Below are 22,845 nucleotides of genomic sequence, written 5' to 3'. Positions count from 1 at the left end.
GGCAACGGTTCGGGCGCGCGCGTGTTTCAGGTCGAGCAATGTAAGCCGGTGGGGTGGTACACGTGCCGACCATGCGGGCGTGCGCCGCGTTGCCTTCTGCCAGCGGCTGCGGCCATTATCGGCTATTCGCGAGCGGCGTTCGTGTCGGCGCTCAGGTTCGTGGAGTGCGGCAAAATATGCGTTTTGTCGCGCAGGCGGCCGCGATGGGCGGCATACCGGAGCGCGCGCGTCCCCAGGCGTGCGCCCCGTGCGATGATGCGCGACGATCAACACGAGAGATGGCATGACGACTACCTTCGACGAGGCGACAACGGCGGCGATCGCCGCGTTTGCCGAACTGGATTTCTATACGGCTGTGCAAGCGATGCGCGCCGAGGCCGATTACGACCGCGAGCTGGATCAGTGGATCTCGCGCTATATCGACGACCACGGCGGCGGCGTCGACGATGCCGAATACGACGCGTTGCATGCGCGGGCGCAGGCGACGCCCGAATACGCGCAGTTCGTCGATGCGGTACGCCGGGAGATTTGCGAATACTTCGACGTGACCGACGAGCAGCTCGACTGGATCGTCGTATTGCGCAACGACGACAGCGACGAGCTTTGGGCCGAAGTCAACCGGCGGCGCAGCGCGCTGGGAACGGGGGAGGTGCGGGGAGATTTGTGAGCGCGGTTCGGTGGTCGGTTCTGAGGTCTGACGCCGGAGATGTACGTTGCACGGGAATGCTTCGATCGCCGCAATGATACGAAGCTCCCGCACGATCGCACCGCCGGCGGTTCCGGTTGCGCGACCAACCGCTTTCCGCAGCCCGTTTTCCGCGTCGGCATCCGTATGGTGGGCTGGATGCATCGCGATCGCGTTCGGCAAGGGCTTGCGGCCCTTGCCTGAGCCATGTCGAAGCGGCGGCAGCAGTCCTACGACGATCGGGCAAAGTCCAATATGTCCTGATTGAGGCGATCCTTGTGCGTGTAGTACAACGCATGATAGGCGCCCTCGTAGACAACCAGTCTCGCACCGGGAATCAGCTCGGCAGACACCTTGCCCGAAAGGTCGATTGGCACAACGGGGTCGGCGCCGCCGTGGATGACCAGCGTGGGGATATCGAATTTTTTCAGGTCGGGACGCAAATCGGTTTCGGAAAACGATGCAATGCAGTCATGGGTTGCCTTGATGCTCGCCGTGATTGCCATATCGAATGTCCAGTCGAGCATCGCCTGCGTGACCACCGACGCGTCATGATCGGCTCCCGTAAAGGCGCGACCGAAATTGACCAGAAAATCGGCGCGATCATGGAGTACGCCGGCACGCAACCCGTCGAAAATGTCGCGGGGAACGCCCGCCGGGTTATCGGCCCCTGCCATGAGTAACGGGGTCGTCGCGCTGAGAAGAACGACCTTGGCGATACGCTTCGATCCGCGCGTACCGATGTATCGTGCAACTTCTCCGCCGCCCATCGAGTAGCCGACCAAAATGGCGTCGCTGAGGTCCAGCTGCTGAATCAACTCGTCCAGGTCGCTCGTGAGGCTGTCGTAGTCGTAGCCCGACCACGGCTGGCTCGACCGTCCAAAGCCGCGGCGATCATACGCTATGACGCGGAAGCCGTTGCTGGCGAGGAAGTGCGCCTGGTATTCCCACATGTCGGCGCTGACCAGCCACCCGCCAACCAGCACGATTGGCTGCCCGGTTCCCCAGTCGTTGTAATAGATTTCAGTACCGTCAGGCGTCGTAATCCGGCTCATTTTGCTCGCTCCTTCAGATGGGAATTGCCTTTCGCTTCATGGACCGGCTTTCCGCGCATCGATATGAAGAGCGTCGCGCGACGCTTCCGGCTGCTGTGCAGCAATGATAGGTTGGGCAGCAGAGCAGCAATCTGAAATGTTCTGAACGACGCTAGCGCAAGCGCTGAAAAAACAGCACGGGGCCACCGGCCGGGCGCCCGATCCAGTGTCGTCGGCTTATAGCCTCGAAGCCGCAATCAAGACCCCGCCAGTGCCTGCCGCCCGGCCTGCAGATATGCGTTCATCTCAGCTTCCGGCACCATACCGCCGCCCGTTGCCCAGATCACATGCGTCGCGTCCCGCATCACGGAGTCGTCCAGCTGCATGCGGGCACGGTAACCTTGCCGTTCCGTCGACACGCGCGCGAAACCCGGCGCGCCGGCCAGCGCCGACGGCTCCAGCCGGATGTCGCTCGTCTGCGCCATCAGCGCGAGCATTGCATATAGCTCGCGATCCTCGACGGTGAAATAGCCATCGATCATCCGTTGCATCGCACGACCGACGAATCCGGAAGGGCGTCCGACCGCGAGGCCGTCGGCGGCCGTCACGTTGTCGATACCGAAATCCTGCACCACAAGCTGCTCGTGCAAGCCGGTCAGCACGCCCATCAACATGCACGGCGAATGGGTCGGCTCCGCGAAAACACAGTGCACCGCATCGCCGAAGGCGAGCTTCAAGCCGAACGCGACACCGCCCGGGCCGCCGCCTACGCCGCAAGGCAGATACACGAAGAGCGGATGCGTCGCATCGACACGCACGTTCGACGCTTCGAGCTGACGCTTCAGGCGCTCACCCGCGACCGCATAGCCGAGGAACAGCGTCGTCGAATTTTCGTCGTCGACGAAGTGGCACATCGGATCGTTAGCCGCAAGACGCCGGCCGTTCTCGATCGCTTCGCCGTAATCGCCCGCATACTCCACGACCGTCACGCCATGCGCGCGCAGGCGGTCCTTCTTCCATTGGCGCGCATCGGTGGACATATGCACGGTCGCCGCAAAGCCGAGCGTCGCGCTCGCGATGCCGATCGACATGCCGAGATTGCCGGTCGACCCGACCGCGATGCGGTGCTCGCGAAACAGCGCGCGACATGCGTCGCCGGCGAGGACGCGGTAATCGTCGCCGTCGTTGAGCAAGCCGTGGCGCAGCGCAAGCTGCTCGGCGTAGAAGAGCACTTCATAGATGCCGCCACGCGCCTTGATCGAGCCGGAGATCGGCAGATGGCTGTCCTGCTTGAGCAGCAGGCGCCGCGGCGTTTCCACGCCGTAACGTTCGCTCAATGCCTGCGCGAACGCAGGCACGTCGGTGAGCGGCGATTCGATGATGCCGCCCGTGTCGCACACATCTGCGAACAGGTCGGCCAGCAGCGGCGCGAAGCGTTGCAGGCGCGCGCTCGCATCGGCGATATGCGAGGCGTCCAGCGCAATGTCATCGAGCGCTTCGGTCAGCGGCGCGACGGCGGGGTTGAACCACTCGACCGGCTCGAGCGCCATCAATGGGCGCAGAAGCGGGTAGTCGCGAAGCCAGGATTCGAGTGGCTTGCCGTAGATGGAATCGGTCATGGGCAAAATCAGACTGCCGAAGCGCAAGCGTGGGAGGACGACGCGGCGTCCAGCACCGGCGGATGCGTGACGATGGAACGGAGATCGACATCCGATGCGCGCAATTTCGCGACATCGGGAATCGGGCGGCGCATTTCGTCCGACGACTCGAAGAGAGTTTCGAATGCGCGTGCCGCGTCGAGCAGCGCAAGATCGCCGCGAAATGCACCGATCATCTGCAAGCCGAACGGCATGCCGCGATGATCGACGCCGCACGGCAGCGACACGGCCGGATTCGTCGTCAGCGTGACGACATAGGTCAGCGACAGCCAGCGATAGTAGTTTTCCAGTGCGATGCCGTTCACCGATTTCAGATACGGCTGCGTCCAACGGAACGGCGAAACAGGCGTCGTGGGCGACAGGATCACGTCGTAGCGATCGAACAGCGTCTGGAAGCGGCGGAACAGCCGCGTCTGGTCGGCATGCGCGCGCACGCAATCGGCAAGACCGAGGTTGATGCCCATTTCGTAGTTGGCGCGCGGATTCGGCCCGAGCAGATCGGGATTCGTCTCGTAGGCTTTTTGCAGACCCGCGACGAAGGCTTCCGCGCGCAGCACGTCGAAGCATTGATGCGCGCCCGAGAAATCGACGTCGATCGGCTCGCAGACGGCCACTTCGCCGCGCAGCAGCGCGATCCTGCGGCGAAACACGGCGCGGATATCGTCATCGACAGCGCAGACGCCGAAATCTTCCGTGTAGCCCACACGCAGCGTCGCGAGATCCGTGTGCGCGCGGCGTTCCATCGTCGCGTCGAGCGCGCACGGATAACCGAGCGGATCGCTCCCGGATTGCCCGACCGTCGCGGCGAGTTGGAGCCACGTGTCCTCGACGGTGCGACCCATCGGCCCCACCACGGCAATTGGCGTCCAGCCGAGCGGCTTGCGATCGCTGGGCACGAGCCCCGGCGAGGTGCGCAAACCGACCACGCCGCATTTGGCCGCCGGAATCCGTAGCGAGCCGCCCGTGTCCGAACCGGATGCGAGCGGCACCATATCGAGCGCAAGCGCCGCTGCCGAGCCGCCCGACGAACCGCCCGCATTCAGACGCGGATCGAATGGATTGCCCGTCGCGCCCCACACCGGATTGAAGCTGTTCGCACCCGCGCCCATTTCGGGCACGTTGGTCTTGCCGACCACGATCGCGCCTGCCACGCGCAACCGGCGCACCAGCGTGTTGTCCTGTGCGGGAATGTTTGCGCGGTACAACGGCGAACCGTAGGTGGTCAGAAGGCCTTCGGTTTCTTCGAGATCCTTGATGCCGACAGGCAATCCGTGCAGTACACCGACGGCATTGCCGCGTGCGAGCGCGGCGTCGGCGGCGCGCGCTTCGCGGCGTGCGCGTTCGAAACTCGTCGCCGTGATCGCGTTGACATACGGATTGAGCGTTTCGATGCGCGCGATGCAGGCATCGAGCAGTTCAACAGCGGAGATTTCCCGCGCCAGCAACAGCGCGCGCAACGCGACGGCGCTATGGCGGGTGAGTTCGTGGCGGTCGCTCATCGGGCGGTCCTTTAAACGGTCATGCAACAGAGCGCCAATGTAGACGACGAGAAAGGCAGCGACCAGTGATGAATATCGAAACGTGGATTCACTTTTGCTCAACGCGTGCGGCAGGTGCGAGCTCGCGGCTCAAGTGCTCGATAAACGCGTCCAGAAGCGGCGGCAACGCACGCCGCGCGAGCGTCTGGATTTCGATGGCGCGTTCGCTCGTCGTGAGTTCCGGCACGTGCAACGCGACCAGCTCGCCCGATGCCAGACGCGGCCGCACAAACAGTTCTCCGCTGAACGTGACGGCGTCGCTGGCGATGGTGAAGCCGAGCAGCGTTTCGAGCGTTGCGCTGCTCAGCACGCTCTTGCATGCGACGCCTTCGCGGCTGCAATAGATATCGATCAGCTTGTGCAGCGTCGAATGCACGCCCGGCAACGCGAGCGGATAAGCGAGCAGTTGACGGAACGAAACCTGCGGCACCCGCGCGAGCGGATGCGACGCCGCGACGATCGCGAAAATCGGCGAAGGCATGGAGAACGCCGTGTTGATGTCTTTTTCCGGTCCGAAACTGAACGTCAGACCGACATCGCATTCGGCTTCGCGCACGCGCTGAGTGACGCCTGCGGCCGTGTCGACCACGACCTCGAACGACGCCGGGGCGACGGTTCGGCGGAACACCGCCATCGCGCGCGGCACGAACGTGGCCGCGAATCCTTCCGTGCAGGCGATGCGGATCGTGCGTTCGGCTTCACCGCGCAGTGCGTCGATTTCCAGAGAAATCTGCTCCGCGTCGAGCTGCGAACGGCGCGCATACGCGGCGAGCATTTCGCCTGCCTTGCTCGGCACCATGCCGCGCGATCGCCGCACGAACAGCGGCGTGCCGAGCTCGCTTTCGAGCCGCGCGATTTGCCTGCTCACGGCGGAAGGCACGACGTTCAAACGACTGGCGGCGTCGGCAACGGAGCCGGTGTTGACCACTTCGAGGAAGTAGCGGACGGCGGCTTCCTGAAGAATGCGGGCGCTCATGATGGATCGATGTGATGACACGTGATGCTTCATCATAGCGCCTGTCGCCGACGTCGAGCGATCAGGCTTCTTTCGTCGCGCCCACGTGCGGAGTGGCTTCGGGCACCAGACGAATCGACAGACTCGTGACGAGCGCAAACGCCGTTGCCACAATCAGGAAGCCGAACACGGCGTCGTAGTTGCCCGTCGCCGACACCAGCAGGCCAATGATTGCAGGCGCAACGAATCCCGCCACCTGCCCGCCGAAGTTGACCATTCCCGCGCCTGTGCCGATGAGATTGGTCGGCAGGAATTTGGCCGGCAACGCGAACACGCCTGCGAACACGAACGATTTGAAGAAGTAGACGATCGACTGGTACGCGATCACGCCCGTCACCGTTTGCGCCGTGTACATCTGGTAGAGGAAGAACCCCGAGATCGCGCAGCACGCGGCCATCAGCCACTTCTCGCGACCATCGAACCAGCGCGTGAGAATCCAGCCGCCGAGTGCGGTCGAGATGCTCGCCGCGACGAACGGCAACGGTGTCAGCATGCCGACGGCCTTCAGATCGAGGTGGCGCTCGGTCAGCAGATACGCGGGCATCCATGCGTCGAGCCCCTTGTTGACGATGCCCATGCCGAACCACGTCAACAGGATCTTCCACATCAGCGGCATCTTGAGCAGCGCGCGCGTCGCGTCGCCGTCGATGCGCGCGGCGCGGCCATTTGAATCGCGCTTCTGATGCGTATCCTTCACGGCGAACAGATAAAACAGCGCGAACACGAGGCCGGCGCAGCCCGCAACGAAAAATGCATGGCGCCAGCCGAGCAGCAGAATCAGCGGTGCGATCGCGAGCGGCGCGATGAAACTGCCGACGTAGTTCGACGACATTAGCAGCGCGGACATCTTCGGACGATCCGCTCGCGCCACCGATTCGGTGACGCCCTTGACGGCCGCGCCGGGATAACCGCCTTCGCCCAGACCGAAGATGAAACGGATCGCGATCAGCGAGGCGAGCGACCACGCGAGGCCGGTCATCAGCGTGAACAGCGACCAGAATGCCACCGAGACGACGATGACCTTCTTGCTGCCCCAGCGGTCGGCGATCCAGCCGCCGGGAATCTGCATGGCGGCATAGCTGATATAGAACGTGCTCATGACGACGCCGAGCGCGGCCGAGCCGACATGAAACTCCTTGCCGATGGCAACGAGCGAGAGCGCGATCGCCGAGCGGTCGATGTATGAAATGCAATAGCCTAGATAGAGCAGCGCGAATACCGCGAAGCTGGCGCGTCTGCTCTTGTTCGGGTCGATCATGCCGGGCACCTGTCGATAGAGAAGAGACCGGGCTCGCGTCGGCCATGCCGAGCGCGCCCGCCTTGACTAGTCGAATCGATCGTAAGCAGCCGCAAATGTGCCGACAAGTGACATATTCCGATGTCTCCGTTCGCGAAAACTCATCCGAGAAGCGCGGCGACGGGGCGGAGTGAATTACTGCCCGCCGTGACCGGTCCCTAGATACGCGCGTGCTTCGCCGTGCTTGCGGTGCGACAGTCTGTATATTGGGCTGCGTTTCGTCACCTTTTCGCCAAGCTCGCGCATCGGCGCGATCCGGCGCCGTCTGTCATGGCACGATGCACGCTGCGCAACGAGGGACCGCTGGGGGCCGGAGCGATGCCCCCAACCCGTCGATTCCCCTTGCACCTGACGCTACGTCAGCTTTTAACGTTGACCCTCGACGATCGAGAAAGCAATGCGACTGAAAATCGGCGAACTCGCGAACAAGGCGGGATTGACTGTCCGTACGCTTCACCACTACGACGCGATCGGGCTGCTGTCGCCGTCGCAGCGTACCGAAGGCGGCGCGCGCCTGTATGGGCAGGATGACCTGATCCGGCTGCATCGCATCGAGGCGCTGAAACGTTTCGGGTATTCGCTGCCGGACATCAAGGCGAGCCTCGAGGGCGACCCGGCTCGCGTTCCGCTGGAACTGCTGCAACGACAGATCGCAGAGCTGAATGCGCAGGCGCTGCGCGCGCAGCGCCTTGGCCGTCGCTTGCAATACATCGTCGACATGGTTTGCGCCGGCAGCGAGATCGCCGCCGCCGATTGGATGAACGCTCTGGAGCTGATGAACATGTACCAAAAGCATCTCGATGACGAAGAACTCGATGCGTTGCTGGCATCCGGGCCCGAGACGGCGGCGCCGTCGGATCCGGCATGGGCCGCGCTGATAGAGGAGGTCCGCGTTGCCATGCAGAACGCGTTGCCCACCGCGAGCGATGCGGCGCAGGCTTTGGCGTGGCGCTGGATCCGGCTCGTGGTCCGGATGACGCGCAATGACCCGGACCTCGCGACCAAGCTGATGCTGATGCAACTGCGCGAGCCGCGTGCGCGGCAAATCGTGGGCATTACCGTCGAGATGCTGGAATGGATCGACGAAGCCTTCATGCACGCGCGCTGCGCGCTGCTCGCGAAGTATCTCAGTCCGGCGCAGGCCGACGAGGTGCGCCGTCGTCAGTTCGCGAGCGCGAAGCATCGCGCATGGCCGGCGCTGGTGGTCGAGCTGAGGGCGAACATGGCAGCCGGTGTCGACCCCGGCGCCGCGCCGGTGCAGGCGATCGTCGGGCGCTGGCAGCAACTGTTCCGCGACAGCTTTTGCGGAGACGACGCGGTGCTGGAGGCACGTGTGCGCGATGCGTTGATGCGCGAGCCCGATCTGCAACTGGGCGTGGGCCTCGACGATTCGCTGCTCGCGTATCTGAACGCCGCGCATCTCGCCGGCCGCGACATGTCGCCAGTCGACGGCGGCCCGAAGCCGAGCGCGTTGATGGTCGCGACGCAGCGCGCCGCACATCAACTGCTCGATCGGCCGCTGGTGCTCGACGATCCCGTTGCGCTGCCGATCCTCGGCGCCGCCGAAGCACAGGCGCTGCGTGACAATCTCGACCGATTCCGCGAGCCGCCGTCGGTCGGCATGCGCAGCTCGGTCATCGTGCGCAGCCGGCTGGCCGAAGACGTGTGGCGCGAGGCCGTCGAACGCGGCATTCGTCAGTACGTGATTCTCGGGGCGGGGCTCGATACCAGCGCGTTTCGGCATCCCGATATGCCCGGGCGAATCTTCGAGGTCGATTTGCCGGCAACGCAGGCGTGGAAGCAGGCTCGCTTGCGCGAGGCAGGCATCGCGGTGCCGTCGTCGCTGCATTTCGTGCCGGTCGACTTCGAAAGCGTCGGGCTGGCGGAGGGATTGGCGCGGGCGGGTTTCGACGCCGATGCGCCGGCCGTTTTCAGCTGGCTCGGCGTGACGATGTATCTCGACGAGGAGGCGGTCATCGACACGTTGCGCTTCATCGCCGGTTGCGCGAAAGGCAGCGCCGTGCTGTTCGAGTACGTGACGCCGCTTTCGGGCTTGCCGACGATCATGCGTATCGCGATGGAGCAGTTTACGGCGCGGCTCGCCGAGCGCGGCGAGCCGTGGAAAACCTTTTTCGAACCGGCCGTCATTGCCGAGAAGTTGAGTGCGTTGGGATTCGGCCAGATCAATGCGTGGACGCCGGAGGAGTTGAACCAGCGCTATCTGGCGAACCGCGACGACGGATTGCTCATCGGGGTGACGCCTGCGCGGTTGATTCTTGCGACGGTTTGAGAACGGTTCGTGCGTGGGGAGTTCGATACCGATAAGCGTCAAGACGAAGCATGCATTTGAATGCGACGGCTATTGAGCCGGTTTAGCCCATTTTGGCCGTGCTAGAGTGAGTCCGCCCGTCATGGTTTTCTCAAAGGCTACAGCGCTTATATGACCTACGTTGCCCAACTCGCCGCCGTCGGCGGCGTAATGCTTCTGGCCTGCGTCAGCCCCGGTCCCGACCTCATCGCCGTCACGTCGCATGCACTTGCCAAACGACGGGCCGGTCTTTATGCCACTGCCGGCATTTCGACTTCACATGCGTTATGGGCGGCGCTCGCAATCTTCGGCCTTGGGCTCATCCTCGCAAAGCTCGCGTGGCTGTATGAAGTCATTCGGATCGCCGGCGCGGTTTATCTCCTCTATCTCGGCGGAAAGACGCTCGCCGGGTTGAGAAAACCGATGCAGCAAACCGAGGTAGATGCGCAGTCCGCCAAGAGCGACGGGCAGGCATATCGACGAGGTCTGTTGGTCGGACTTACCAACCCGAAAGCGGCGGCGTTTTTCGGCAGCCTTTTCATCACGGTCCTGCCGGCGCATGCCCCGCTGTGGGTGCACGGCGCGACCCTGGCCATCGTTACGGCAGTCTCGCTGACGTGGTTCGGCGCGATGGCGATTCTGTTTTCCACCGAGCGCGTGCAAGTGGGTTACGCGCGCATACGCAAGCCGATCGATGCCGTGATGGGGACTGTCTTGCTCGGTCTGGGTGCGAAGCTCGCGCTGGATCGATAGCCCGGTTATCGGGCATCGCGGTTGCCGACCACGGCTGCCCGCAAGCGGCCGAGGGTGTGTCAAAACCCGCGCGATCGCCTAGACTGAATCAACCTGTTAGCGCGAGAGGCGGAGATGGGGCGATTCGTCGAAGGTGCAAGCCGCAATCAGGCCACGTTGCTGCCGGAGTGTCTCGAAGACTTTATCGCTGAAGACGATCCCGTGCGGATCGTCGACGCATTCGTAGACGAACTCGATCTGGCTTCCATGGGCTTCGAAGGCACCACGCCGGCGATCACGGGCCGACCGTCTTACCATCCGTCCGTTCTGCTCAAACTCTACATCTACGGCTACTCAATCGTGTGCAGTCGAGCCGACGTCTGGAGCGCGAGTGCCAGCGTAATGTCGAACTGATGTGGCTGACCGGTCGCCTCGCGCCGGACTTCAAGACGATTGCCGAGTTCACGGGCAGCAATGGCGCCGGCATTCGCAATGTATGCCGCCGCTTCGTGGTGATATGCCGCGACCTGAAGCTGTTCACGCAAGCAGTCGTTGCCATCGACGGCAGCAAGTTCAAGGCGGTCAACAGTCGCGATAACAACTTCACGCCCAACAAGATCGCAAAGCGTCAGGAGCAGATCGAGCAAAGCATCCAGCGCTATCTGGATGCGCTGGAAACTGCTGATCGCACGCAACCCGCAGAGGTCGAAGCGAAAACCGAACGGCTGCGGGAAAAGATCGAGACGCTGCGCGAGCAGATGCGCGATCTGGATCGGGCCGCGGAACTGTTGAATGATTTACCGGAAAAACAGGGTTCGCTGACTGATCCCGACTCACGTTCGATGATGTCGCAAGCCACGTGCACAGGCGTGGTGGGCTACAACGTTCAGGTGGCTGTTGATACGAAGCACCACCTCATCGTGACACACGAAGTGACGAACGTCGGTAGTGACCGCGCTCAGCTAAGCCCGATGGCCAAAGCCGCGCGTGAAGCGATGGGCAAGAAGAAGCTCAAGGCGCTGGCCGATCGCGGGTATTACAGCGGCACGGAGATCAAAGCATGCGATGACGCTGGTATTGCAGCGCTGGTGCCAAAAACACAAACCTCCAGTGCAAAGGCAGATGGACGGTTCGATCGGGCCGACTTCATCTACATCGCCAAAGACGACCAATACCTATGTCCAGCGGGGCAACGGGCGATTTACCGATTTACTTCCGTCGAGCGCGAAACTCCGGTGGCCCTGCGTACCTACTGGAGCAGCGCTTGCCCGAAATGCCCGATAAAGAACCGGTGCACGCCCACTGACTACCGGCGTATTCGACGATGGGAACACGCAGCGGTGCTCGAGGCGATGCAGTCCAGGCTGGATCGCCAGCTCGATGCCATGACGATGCGACGGCGCACGGTCGAGCACGTGTTCGGCACACTCAAGCACTGGATGGGGGCGACGCACTTCCAGACGCGCGGACTTGGCCATGTCGCCGCTGAAATGAGTTTGCACGTGCTGGCATACAACCTCAAGCGAGTCATCAGGATTCTCGGGTTCGCAAAGACGATGCGAGCGATGAAGCTGGCAGGCGCGTGAATGCGCGCGCCGACGCTGTTTGCCAGTAAAACATGATCACTTCATTTGCCTGCGTCACGTCCTAACGCAACTGTGCTCCCGCCGAGGAGGGATCGGTCGGCCGTTCTGCGCGTTTTTACACGGCCTCGGCCAGAAGCGGTCAGTCGACTGCCGAGGCAGAATCGTCGACAAAATCGGACAGACAGCGTTCCACAGCGCAGCCATGAGCGGTCGTTCCAATGCCAGCACTACAATTCCCACTTCGTAATCTGCTACTACGATCGTTGAACTACTCAACAAGGATGAGTGAAGATGATGAAAAGAACTCTGCTTGCTGCACTCTTCGTCGTGCAAGCAACGGGGTTGCCCCATGCTATGGCCGCCGGTGTTGACGATGGTTTTGGAGCGTACAAAGATGCGGACTGGCAGACCAAGTTTGTGGCGTGCGAGAAAGCGATCTACGAGCGGAACTGGTTCACTTACGACCGTGACCTTCTACTGAAAGGTGGCTTGAACACACAACAAGCGGAGGCGGTCTACGAGGCAATGAGAGAAGCAAGCATGCGCATGATCTTCTTCACCGCGCTGGCTCGAGGAACAGACAACGAGGCGTATTCAGGGAAGTCGCAGCAGGTGGACGCGGCCAATTTTGGCATGTACGAGCGAGACGCTGCTGCCGCAGTACGCGAATACAAGCGCCTTGGGGAGTATTGCTTGACCTATGTATACCCCGCATTGATTGCCCGTGGTAGCGCGTTGGCAGAACTGGACAAGTCCGTTCGTAGTACACCGATACCAGAAGAGTTGGCAAGGGCGGCCAAAGCCGAATTCATAAAGCAGGCGACAAAGGCTGTCGCAAAGTAGGTTGCGTTGCCGTTGAGTGGGATGAGCCGTCATGGCCAGGTACTCTTAGCTTTGCTCGTCGAAATCTTCTTTGGCACCACAAGGCTCAACGGTTGATTCGTGCTTTGGAGCGACCGCTTTGCAGAAAATCGAGGGACCGCTCCGGGTCAATCGCTGCCAATGGCCGAATCCACCATTAAGCGCACCGGTGCGCGCCGATATTCACCTGCCGCCGTCGCGCCCGCTGAGGCGAGCTTGTCCCCGCCACCTCAAAAAATCGACCGCCCCGAATACGTGGTCAGCCATTCGAGAGCCAGCGTCCCCGCCAACGAATTTCCATTCGCATCGAGCCCCGGCGCCCACACGCAAACGGCCATTTCCCCCGGCAGCACCGCGACGATCCCGCCGCCCACGCCGCTCTTCGCCGGCAGCCCGACCCGATAGACGAAATCCCCCGCCGCGTCATAGGTGCCGCAGGTCAGCATCAGCGCCGACAGCCGCTTGGCCGAGCTCGCATCGACGATCCGCTCGCCGGTGACGGGCGCGACGCCGCCGTTCGCGAGAAACAGCGCGGCCTGCGCGAGTTCGATGCAGTTCATCTCGATCGCGCACTGGCGACAGTACGCGTCGATCACCGTGTCCGGCGGCATCTGCATGTTGCCGAAGCTCGCCATGAAATGCGCCATCGCACGGTTGCGCTCCGCGTGCTGAAGCTCGGAAAGCGCGACGCGCGAATCGTAATCCACGTCGGTCGCGCCGATCAGCCGCCGCACGAATTCGACGAGCGCCGTCTCGGCCTTCACGAAACGGCGGCACAGCACGTCGGTGACGACCAGCGCGCCGGCGTTGATGAACGGATTGCGCGGCTTGCCGCGCTCGCTTTCGAGCTGCACCAGCGAGTTGAACGCGGTGCCCGACGGCTCGCGGCCCACCCGCTCCCACAGCGCGTCGCCGAGCAGCTGGAACGCCAGCGTGCACGCGAACAGCTTCGAGATGCTCTGGATCGAGAAGCGCTCCCGCGCGTCGCCGACCGTGTAAACGTTGCCGTCGAGCGTCACGACGGCCATCCCGAACTTGTCGGCCGGCACTTTCGCCAGCTCGGGAATGTAGTCGGCCACGCGGCCCTGGCCGATCCAGGGGGCGAGTTCGGTGTGGATGCGTTCGAGAATCGGCTGGTAGTTCATCACGTGGAGCAGGGCGGGCGCACGGCCCGAATTCCGGGGAGCCCGTATGGAACAGTTTTGCCGCCGATTCGTCAAGCGCGACCGCCATGGCGCCCTTATTTTCAAGATGCCTCAACGTGCGACCGGCGGGCGCAGTATCATGCGGTACGTTTCGGCCGCCGGCCGGTATCCGCGCAAGCCGGTGCCGGTACGGTCCTCCCGTATGTTCCGACCGTTGACCATGTCCTTTCGCATCCTGCTCGTCGAAGACGACACCCGCCTGTCCACGCTGATCGCCGGCTACCTGCGCAAGAACGACTATGAAGTCGACACGGTGCTGCACGGCGACGCCGCCGTGCCGGCGATCCTGTCGACGCGCCCCGATCTCGTCATCCTCGACGTGAACCTGCCGGGCAAGGACGGCTTCGAGATTTGCCGCGAAGCGCGCAAGCAGTACGACGGCGTGATCATCATGGTGACGGCGCGCGACGAGCCGTTCGACGAACTGCTCGGCCTCGAATTCGGCGCCGACGACTACGTGCACAAGCCGGTCGAGCCGCGCATCCTGCTCGCCCGCATCAAGGCACAGCTGCGCCGTGTCCCGGCGCGCTCGATCGAAGGCGCCGCGGCGCAGCCGGAGCGCTACACGTTCGGGCAGTTCTCGATCGATCGCACCGACCGCTCGGTCGTGCTGCCGGGCGGCGGCTCGCCAGACCTGACGTCGGCCGAGTTCGACCTGCTGTGGGTGCTGGTGTGTCGGGCCGGGGAAGTCGTCAGCCGCGACGACCTGATGCTGCAGCTGCGCGGCGTCGAATTCGACGGCCTCGATCGCACGATCGACGGCCGCATCTCGAAGCTGCGCCGCAAGCTGCACGACGACGCGGGCAACCCGCAGCGGATCAAGACGATCCGCAGCAAGGGTTACCAGTTCAGCAAGCATGCGTGGGACTGATGGCGCGCCGCCGCCGCTGCGCCGTCGGCCGCCGCATCCGCGCAGCGCACGATAGCCGGAAGCCGCGATGATCCGACGCAACCCCTCGCATCCCGACGCAGCGCCGCTGTCGCCGCTGCGCTACGCCAAATGGCGCTGGCTGCATTTCCGCCGCGCATGGACGGACACGCGCGCCGACCGCATTCCGAGCTGGTCGCGGCTCTACGTGCGCACCTACCTGCATCTGCTCGGCCTCGTGCTGCTGACCGCGCTCGTGCCGGGGCTCGCGCTGTGCGTCGTGCTGTCGCCGCAGGTCGTATGGCATGCGTTCGACGCGTTGCCGGGCGACATCTGGATCGTGCTCGCGTTCATGCTCGCCGCGCCCGCGCTTGCCGCCTATCGCTGGATGCGGCCGGTCTGGTCGGATCTCGTGATGGTGCGCGAGCGCGCGATCGACTTCACCGGCGGACGCTTCAACACGCGCGCGCGCGAATCGCACAGCGTGATCATCGGCCCGCTCGCGCGCACGCTGAATGCGCTGGCGATGCGCATGGAGCGGCTGATCGCCGCGCAGCGCGACCTGACCAACGGCATCTCGCACGAGCTGCGCACGCCGCTCGCGCGCGTGCGCTTCGCGCTCGAGATGCTGCGCGAGCCGGGCTCCGCCGCCGAATACTACGGCGCGCTCGACAGCATCGCGCAGGACGTGACCGAACTCGAAGAGCTGATCGACATGAGCCTCACCTATGCACGGCTCGAATACAGCTCGCTGCAGTCGAACCTCGAGCTGACCGCGCCCGTCGCGTGGTTCGAGCATCAGATCAGCGACGCGCAGCTGCTGTATCCGGAGCGCGCCATCGAGTCGCGCATCGCGATCGCGTCCGATCTGCGCGTGAAGATGGACCGGCGGCTGATGTCGTATGCGATGCGCAACCTGCTGCGCAACGCGAGCAAGTACGCGAACGCGCGGATCGTCGTCGGCATCGCGCTCGAGCACGGCAACATCGCGATCTTCGTCGAGGACGACGGCCCCGGCGTGCCGGAGAACGACCGCGAACGGATCTTCGACGCGTTCGTGCGCCTCGACCGCCGCACCGGCGGCTACGGGCTCGGGCTCGCGATCACGCGCCAGGTGCTGCACGCGCACAACGGCCGGATCGCCGTCGTCGATCCGGTCGTGCTCGGCGGCGCGCGGTTCGAGATCAGCTGGCCGATCTGAGCGCCTTCGCCTTCAATACGTGCGGCCGAGCTGCAGGTAGATGTTGCGCCGCCCGCCCGGCGCGAGCGCGACGCCCATGTACAGCGGCCCGAACGCGGTCGTCAGGCTCGTGAAGAACGTATAGCTCTGCTTGAGCGTGCTGCCGCCCACTTTCACGCCGCTGGTCCACACGTTGCCGAGTTCGGCGCTCGCGCCCACCGACAGCGCCTTGATGGGCGACGCGTTGAACGTCATCAGCTGGTTCATGTACGTCACGTTGCCGTACGCGAGCTCGTTGCCGGTGAGCTGGTCGGCCGCATACGCGGCCAGATGCTGGAAGCCGCCGAGCGTGAAGTTGAACGCGTTGATCAGGTTGGTGCCGCCGATGCTCTTGCCGCCCTCGAGCGTGGCGCTGACGCTGTGCCGGCCGTACTGCTGCGCGATCATCGCCTTGCCGTAGAGCTCGGTGTAAGGCTTGTTCGACGTATCTGCGAGATCCTCCGCCGACTGGCTGTTGTGCGACCACAGCGAGCGTTCGATGCGCAACTCGGTGTAGTAGCCGCGGCGCGGGAACATCGGGTCGTCGAGCTGATCGATGACGAGGCGCGCGCGCGCCGTCAGCGCCTGCGACGTGAAGCTCGGCCACATCAGCGTCGAGCCGTTCTCCTCGAACGGGAGCGGCAGGTTGTAGTTCGGCGAGCCGTGCCCGGTCGCGTAGCCGATGCCCATCCGGAAGTCGCCGAGCCGCGCGATCGGCAGCCCGAAGTCGAGCCCGGCGCGCGCCGTCTGCATCAGATACTGGTTCAGCTTGACCTCGCCGGTGTTGTCGTACACGTTCACGTAGCGGCGCTGATATTCCGCGTACGGCGAGATGTAGAAGCCATAGGCGGCCGGCAACGGTTGGCGCAGCTCAACGCGCGCGGACTGCAGGTCGCTGCCGATCGTCGCATCCGCACGGAATTCGAGGCCCGATTCGGTGAGCCACGGCCGCCGGTAGCCGACGTGCAGGCGGAAGCCGCCTTCGTCGGTCGAGCTGCTCGACATCCCGACGCCGAACAGCAGGAAATTCGGCCCCCAGTATTTCTCGCGCGCATCGATCTCGAGCACGTTGTCGTCGCCGTGGCTCACGATCTGCTGCGTCACGCTTTCGAAATTGCCGTCGGTCGTGAGCCGCAGCAGGTCCTGGCTGACGGTCGCCGGATCGTAGATGTCGCCCGGCTTCACGTGCAGCGCATCGCTGACGACGCGTTTCGGCACGCCGCCGGTCGTCTTGATCTCGATGCGCGTGATGCGGATCGGCGGCGGCAGCGGCTGCGCATGCGCGGACCGGTACGCCGCGTACTGCTCGGGCGTGAGCGCGAGGTGCCTGAGGCGCGGCAGCGCGGCCGTCGCTGCAGCCGCGCCCGCGGCGATCGCCTGCTTCGCGTTCTGAAAGTCGGTGAACGCCAGCGAGCCGAGGTCGGGCGTGAGCAGCACGTCCTGCGCGGCGAGCTGCTTGCGCTGCGACGTCACGTTCTGGCGAATCAGGATGCCGACCATCTGCTGCATCACGTCGGCCGGCGACGCGAGCGCGTCGAGCGGGCGCAGCTGCGAGCCGATGTCGACGGCGATCACGACCTTCGCGCCCATCTGCCGCGCGGTGTCGACCGGCAGGTTGCTGACGAGCCCGCCGTCGACCAGCGCGCGCCCGTTGATCTCGGCCGGCGCGAACAGGCCGGGCATCGCCATGCTCGCGCGGATCGCGAGCGGCAGCGAGCCGCGGTCCAGCACGACCATCTGGCCCGTCTGCAGATCGGTCGCGACCGCGCGGTACGGGATCGGCAACCGGTCGAACGGCTGGTTGGTCGGCACGGCGGCGGTCCAGTCGGCGAGCAGCGCCTGCAGCCGGTTGCCCTGCACGAGGCCGACCGGCGCCTTCACGCCTTTCTTGCCGAACCCGAGCGTCAGGCTGTTGATGTACAGGCGCTCGTCCTCGCGGCTGCTTTGCGGCAGGTCGGCGCGGTCGGTCACGTCGAACGCGATGTCGGTCAGGTTCACTTCGGACAGGCGCTTGCGCATTTCATCGGCGGCCATCCCGCTCGCATACAGGCCGCCGACCACGGCGCCCATGCTGGTGGCCGCGATGCAGTCGATCGGGATACGGTTGTCTTCCAGCACCTTCAGCACGCCGAGGTGCGCGTAGCCGCGCGCGCCGCCGCCCGACAGCACGAGGCCGACCGGTGGGCGGCCGGCCGGACCGCCGTCGGCGGTGCAGCTCGGTGTGGGGGCGGGTGCCGCGGCGGCGGCCACGGCTGCAGGCGCTATCGTCGCGGATGCCACGGCCGCGGCCGAAGCGGCGCCGGCCGCGCCGGCGCCTGCCTGGGCGGCGCGCGTTGCGGGGTCGGCGGCCGGCACGGGCTGCGCGGCGGCGGCGCAGCACCAGAGCGCAACGAGCGTTGCGCCGAGCCGGCGCGCCGCGAGCCAGCGAAGGGAGGCAGGCGCTGTCATGTTGGAATACCTGGCGTGATCGGGCGTCGGAAGCCTGCCGGGGGCAGGCAAGACCGAGAGATTACCGTGTTTTACAAGCGCAGCGCGAGCGCTCGGCGCGTAGTCGTGCGGCGGCCGGCCCGGGTTTTCGGTCATTTCGTCGCAAAAAAATCATTAGAATTGCCTAAAGTATCGGAACGATTTGCCGCTAAGTCCGTGATGGGACCGCAAATGCGTGCCGCATCGATGCGGGCCGGCCGTTCCGGCCGGTTTGTTCATGAAAAGGGTTGATATGTCGACACCGCTGTTCGGAAAGTTGTTTGCGCAACCCGTTGCGATCGACCCTGGAACGGCGAGTACGCGGATTTATACGCACGAGCGCGGCGTGGTCCTGAACCAGCCGTCGGTCGTCTGCTTCCGCAAGGCCGGCATGTCCGATGCGCGTCCGACCCTCGAAGCGGTCGGCGAGCGGGCGAAGGCGCTGCTCGGGCGCGAACCGGGGCATCTGCAGGCCGTGCGGCCGATGCGGCACGGCGTGATCGCCGATGCGCACGCCGCCGAACAGATGATCCGCCGCTTCATCGACATGTCGCACACGCGTTCGCGCTTTCGCCGGCGCGTCGAGGTCACGTTATGCGTGCCGTCGGACGCCACGGCGGTCGAGCGTCGCGCGGTGCGCGAAGCCGCGTTCGCGGCCGGCGTATCGGACGTGGCGCTGATCGAGGAAGCGCTCGCGGCCGGGCTCGGCGCGGGCCTGCCGGTCACCGAGCCGGTCGGCTCGATGGTCGTCGACATCGGCGCCGGGACGACCGAAGTCGCGGTGATCGCGCTCGGCGGCATCGTGTATCGCGAGGCGATCCGCGTCGGCGGCAACCAGTTCGACGCCGCGATCATCAACTACGTGCGCAACGTGTACGGCGTGCTGCTGGGCGAACAGACGGCCGAGCGCGTCAAGCAGACGATCGGCTCGGCCACCAGCGCCGTGCCGCGCACGTCGACGCGCGCGATCGGACGCGGCATCGGCGATGGGCTGCCGCGCTCGATCGAGCTGTCCAATCACGACGTGGCCGACGCGCTCGCCGCGCCGCTCAAGCAGGTGATCGGCGCGGTGAAATCGGTGCTGGAAAACGCGCCGGCCGAACTGGTGACCGACATCGCGCATCGCGGCGTGGTGCTGACGGGCGGCGGCGCGCTGCTCGCGGATCTCGAACGCCTGCTGCGCGACGAGACGGGGCTGGTCGCCCGCGTCGCCGACGAGCCCGCGACCTGTGCCGTGCGCGGCGCGGGCGAGGCGATGGGGCGGCTCGCGATGTGCCCGGTGGACTGACGCCGGGCGGGCCACGCCAGCCACTCGCGCCCACGCGCCCACGCAGCGCCTCTGCCACACACGCGCTGCGCACATCCATCGTTCTGGCCTATCCTGTGCGAAACACGCGACGCGCGCCGCGCGTTGCGTTTCGACACAGGAGCATCGATGCCGAATCACGCCGAAGCCACCACGACGCAGGCGCCGCAAGTCGCGCCGGTTTCTCCCGCCCGGGCGTCGGGTCCCGCGTTCATCGCGCCCGAAGCCGACCCGCAGGCGCTCGCACGCAACAATCAGTACGTCCTCAAATCCGGTGACGCGTTCGTCGTCAGCGATGCGCTCGGCGACATCGGCGGCCGCGACGACGGTCTGTTCGTCGACGACATGCGCGTGCTGTCCGCATGGCGTCTGACCTTCGGCGGTCGCGCGCCGTCCTTGCTGTCGGGCGCGACGAGCGCCGACAACGCGTCGTTCACCGCGCATCTGACGAACCGTCCGCTGCCGCCGCTCGGCGGCCACGAGACGCCCGAAGGCGTGATCCACATCGAACGCACGCGCGTGCTCGCGGGCGACGTGCTGTACGAAGCGCTGACGCTCACCAACTACGGCGCGAGCGAGGCCGAGGTGCCGCTGTCGCTGTCGTTCGCGGCCGATTTCAAGGACATGTTCGAAGTGCGCGGCACGCAGCGCCCGAAGCGCGGCACGGTCGCCGCGCCGCGCGTCGCCGACGGCGCGGTGCGGCTGCGCTACGACGGCCTCGACGGCGTCGAGCGCAACGTCACCGTGCATTTCTCGCCGGCGCCCGACGCGCTGTCGGTCGACCGTGCCGACTACACGCTGACGATCGCCGCCCAGGCGTGCCTGTCGATCTATCTGACCGTCGACGCGACGCTCGGCCCCGCGCACGACGGCGAAGGCCCCGGCTGCGGGCGCGTCGCGCTGCGCACCGCGCTCGTCGGCGTGCACCGCGAGATGCGTTCGCGACGCGAATCGATGGCGCGCGTGAACACCGGCAACCCGCTGTTCGACGCGTGGCTCGACCGCTCGCTCGCGGATCTCGGCCTGCTCACGACACAGCTCGACACCGGGCCGTACCCGTATGCGGGCATTCCGTGGTTCTCGACGCCGTTCGGCCGCGACGCGGTCATCACGTCGTTGCAGATGCTGTGGCTGCAGCCGTCGCTGGCGCGCGGCGTGCTGCGCTTTCTCGCGGAGCATCAGGCGCGCGAGACGTCGGCGTTTCGCGACGCGGAGCCGGGCAAGATCATGCACGAGTTCCGCCGCAGCGAGATGGCGGCCACCGGCGAGGTGCCGTTCGCGCTGTACTACGGCGGCGTCGACACGACTCCGCTGTTCATCGTGCTCGCGGGCGCCTACGTCGAACATACCGGCGACGATGCGCTGATCGACGAGCTGTGGCCCGCGCTCGAGCGCGCCGCGCAGTGGGTGATCGACAAGTGCGACCGCAATCCCTACGGCTTGCTCGATTATCAGCGCACGTCGGAGCGCGGCCTCGCGAACCAGGGCTGGAAGGACAGCCACGACTCGGTGTTCCACGCGGACGGCCGCTTCCCGGACGGGCCGATCGCGCTCGTCGAAGTGCAGGCGTATGCGTGCGCGGCGCTCGACGCGATGGCGACGTGTTCGCATCGGCGCGGTCATGCGGCCGATGCGGCGCGCTACGCGTTGCGCGCGAAGACGCTGCGCGAGCAGGTCGAAGCGCTGTTCTGGATGCCGGACGGCGACTTCTACGGGATCGCGCTCGACGGGCACGGCGAGCTGTGTCGCGTGTTGGCGTCGAACGCGGGCCATCTGCTCGCGTTCGGCTTGCCCGATGCCGAACGCGGGGCGGCCGTGGCCGGCGTGCTCGGCTCGACGCTGTTCCAGACCGGCTGGGGCATCCGCACGCTCGCGGCCGGGCAGCCGCGCTTCAATCCGATGGCCTATCACAACGGCTCCGTGTGGCCGCACGACAATGCGCTGATCGCACGCGGGCTCGCGCGCTATGGCGACAAGGCGGCCGCGGTGAGCCTGTTGCGTGCGTTGTTCGAAGCAGCGGTCAGCTTCGAGATGCGGCTGCCCGAGCTGTTCTGCGGCTTCCCGCGCCGGCGCGGCGAGCCGCCGACGGCCTATCCGGTCGCGTGTCTGCCGCAGGCGTGGGCGGCGGGCGCGCCGTTCATGATGCTGCAGGCGTGCCTCGGCGTGAGCGTCGACGCGTCGCGTCTCGAGGTGCGCGTCGAGCGCCCGGCGCTGCCGGAAGGGGTGGACTGGCTGCGCATCGACGAACTGCGCGTCGGCGACGAGACGGTCTCGCTGATGTTCCGCCGCGTCGACGGGCAGGTGGTCGCGGCGGCCGAGCGGTCCGGGCGCGTGAAGGTGGTCGCGGTGCTGTAGCGGCCGGGCGGCGCGTCGTTGAGCCAGGTCGTGCCACATACGCGCGCCGCGGCATAGAATCGCGACATGACCCTTTAACTATGGCGGAGGCATCCAAGATGACCACGGACAACCGGCCCGACGATCGGGACGAGCACAAGCTAGAAAATCTCGAAGCAGCAGTCGACCATCTGCACAAGTCGATCGAATCGCAGAGCATTGCGGCGGGCGCGGCGAAAGGCATTCTGTTCAGCCTGATCGAGACGCTCGGTGCGCTGATCGGCGACCCCGATCTGCCCGAACATGCGCGCTCGGGCTACGAGGCGCTGCGCGACAAGGCAAGCGAGCTGCGCAGCGGTCTCGACCGGCATTGACGCGGACAGTGCCGGCGCGTGCGTTGCTGCCCGCGCCGGCACTGCCCGATCCAGCGCCGCGCATACAAATTCCCGTGCGCTCAATGAGTTAGCGGCGCGGTGCGCAGGATATCCACACGCTTGCCAACAAAATCTGTGGAGAACCGGCTCACGATCGGACACTTGTCGGACGGTCGTGAAACGGGCACGGCACGGGCACCGCACAGGTGCCAATCGATGTCGCATCGTTGACCTGCGGCGCGCGATCTACCAAATCCCCTTTTGCATCAGTGGCTTGCGCGGCACTTTGGCGGAATATCCACAGGTTTGCCAACAAAATCTGTGGATAAGTGTCACGCGATAGATTCCTGATGGTTTGG

16 protein-coding genes and 1 pseudogene are annotated in these 22,845 nt (G+C 65.3%); 10 read left to right on the top strand and 7 right to left on the bottom strand.

The annotated features are described in order from the left end of the window. Positions 1-283 precede the first annotated feature (283 nt). Positions 284-667, top strand: a complete 384-nt coding sequence (locus MBR110_RS21090; protein WP_014723903.1) for a hypothetical protein — start codon at positions 284-286, stop codon at positions 665-667. A 248-nt stretch (positions 668-915) separates the two neighbouring features. Here MBR110_RS21090 and MBR110_RS21085 read toward each other — a convergent pair whose 3' ends face one another. The 5 genes from MBR110_RS21085 to MBR110_RS21065 all read right to left on the bottom strand — a co-directional run bounded on the left by MBR110_RS21085 (position 916) and on the right by MBR110_RS21065 (position 7,188). Continuing rightward, entirely contained in the window at positions 916-1,740 is an 825-nt protein-coding gene (locus MBR110_RS21085) for an alpha/beta fold hydrolase (RefSeq protein WP_059623234.1), read from the bottom strand. Positions 1,741-1,976: 236 nt separating this feature from the next. Next, positions 1,977-3,338 (bottom strand): D-serine ammonia-lyase, encoded by a 1,362-nt coding sequence (locus MBR110_RS21080; protein WP_059669133.1) that lies wholly within the window; start codon positions 3,336-3,338, stop codon positions 1,977-1,979. A gap of 8 nt (positions 3,339-3,346) precedes the next feature. Beyond that, positions 3,347-4,876 (bottom strand): amidase, encoded by a 1,530-nt coding sequence (locus MBR110_RS21075; RefSeq protein ID WP_059460571.1) that lies wholly within the window; start codon positions 4,874-4,876, stop codon positions 3,347-3,349. 88 nt (positions 4,877-4,964) lie between these two features. Continuing rightward, the gene (locus MBR110_RS21070; protein WP_230946548.1) at positions 4,965-5,891 is read right to left on the bottom strand and encodes a LysR family transcriptional regulator; all 927 of its coding nucleotides are present in this window, start codon (positions 5,889-5,891) and stop codon (positions 4,965-4,967) included. A gap of 61 nt (positions 5,892-5,952) precedes the next feature. After that, entirely contained in the window at positions 5,953-7,188 is a 1,236-nt protein-coding gene (locus MBR110_RS21065) for an MFS transporter (RefSeq protein ID WP_045577767.1), read from the bottom strand. Between the two features lie 436 nt (positions 7,189-7,624). On the opposite strand from MBR110_RS21065, the gene MBR110_RS21060 reads away from it, so the two are divergent. The 4 genes and pseudogenes from MBR110_RS21060 (at position 7,625) to MBR110_RS21045 (ending at position 12,696) form a co-directional block, all read left to right on the top strand. Continuing rightward, positions 7,625-9,517, top strand: coding sequence for an SAM-dependent methyltransferase (locus MBR110_RS21060; protein WP_059460568.1), 1,893 nt, complete (start codon positions 7,625-7,627; stop codon positions 9,515-9,517). Between the two features lie 150 nt (positions 9,518-9,667). Next, positions 9,668-10,288, top strand: a complete 621-nt coding sequence (locus MBR110_RS21055; RefSeq protein ID WP_014723897.1) for a LysE family translocator — start codon at positions 9,668-9,670, stop codon at positions 10,286-10,288. Between the two features lie 114 nt (positions 10,289-10,402). Beyond that, a pseudogene (locus tag MBR110_RS21050) lies at positions 10,403-11,853 on the top strand (IS1182 family transposase). 291 nt (positions 11,854-12,144) lie between these two features. Beyond that, on the top strand, positions 12,145-12,696 hold the full coding sequence (locus tag MBR110_RS21045; RefSeq protein ID WP_041493998.1) for a hypothetical protein: 552 nt from the start codon (positions 12,145-12,147) through the stop codon (positions 12,694-12,696). 248 nt (positions 12,697-12,944) lie between these two features. On the opposite strand, the gene MBR110_RS21040 is transcribed toward MBR110_RS21045, so the two are convergent. Further along, a complete protein-coding gene (locus MBR110_RS21040; RefSeq protein ID WP_011880674.1) occupies positions 12,945-13,859 on the bottom strand; it encodes a glutaminase in 915 nt (304 codons plus the stop codon). Positions 13,860-14,079: 220 nt separating this feature from the next. On the opposite strand from MBR110_RS21040, the gene MBR110_RS21035 reads away from it, so the two are divergent. Together MBR110_RS21035 and MBR110_RS21030 are read left to right on the top strand one after the other, a co-directional pair. Continuing rightward, complete coding sequence (locus MBR110_RS21035) at positions 14,080-14,790, top strand: response regulator (protein WP_011880673.1); 711 nt, start codon at positions 14,080-14,082, stop codon at positions 14,788-14,790. Between the two features lie 67 nt (positions 14,791-14,857). After that, a complete protein-coding gene (locus tag MBR110_RS21030; RefSeq protein ID WP_011880672.1) occupies positions 14,858-15,988 on the top strand; it encodes an ATP-binding protein in 1,131 nt (376 codons plus the stop codon). A gap of 12 nt (positions 15,989-16,000) precedes the next feature. On the opposite strand, the gene MBR110_RS21025 is transcribed toward MBR110_RS21030, so the two are convergent. Beyond that, positions 16,001-18,454, bottom strand: coding sequence for a patatin-like phospholipase family protein (locus tag MBR110_RS21025; RefSeq protein ID WP_034195447.1), 2,454 nt, complete (start codon positions 18,452-18,454; stop codon positions 16,001-16,003). 271 nt (positions 18,455-18,725) lie between these two features. Here MBR110_RS21025 and MBR110_RS21020 point away from each other — a divergent pair, with 271 nt between their 5' ends. The 3 genes from MBR110_RS21020 (at position 18,726) to MBR110_RS21010 (ending at position 22,486) form a co-directional block, all read left to right on the top strand. Then, entirely contained in the window at positions 18,726-19,760 is a 1,035-nt protein-coding gene (locus tag MBR110_RS21020) for a rod shape-determining protein (protein ID WP_034195446.1), read from the top strand. Between the two features lie 147 nt (positions 19,761-19,907). After that, the gene (locus tag MBR110_RS21015) at positions 19,908-22,133 is read left to right on the top strand and encodes an amylo-alpha-1,6-glucosidase (protein ID WP_011880669.1); all 2,226 of its coding nucleotides are present in this window, start codon (positions 19,908-19,910) and stop codon (positions 22,131-22,133) included. Positions 22,134-22,231: 98 nt separating this feature from the next. Next, entirely contained in the window at positions 22,232-22,486 is a 255-nt protein-coding gene (locus MBR110_RS21010; RefSeq protein WP_011880668.1) for a hypothetical protein, read from the top strand. Positions 22,487-22,845: the final 359 nt, after the last annotated feature.

Origin of the sequence: Burkholderia sp. MBR-1 (assembly GCF_013822785.1) — a bacterium.
Classification (GTDB): Bacteria; Pseudomonadota; Gammaproteobacteria; order Burkholderiales; family Burkholderiaceae; genus Burkholderia; species Burkholderia vietnamiensis.
The sequence above is the reverse complement of the archived record's forward strand: the minus strand, read 5'-3'. Positions and strand labels throughout refer to the sequence as shown.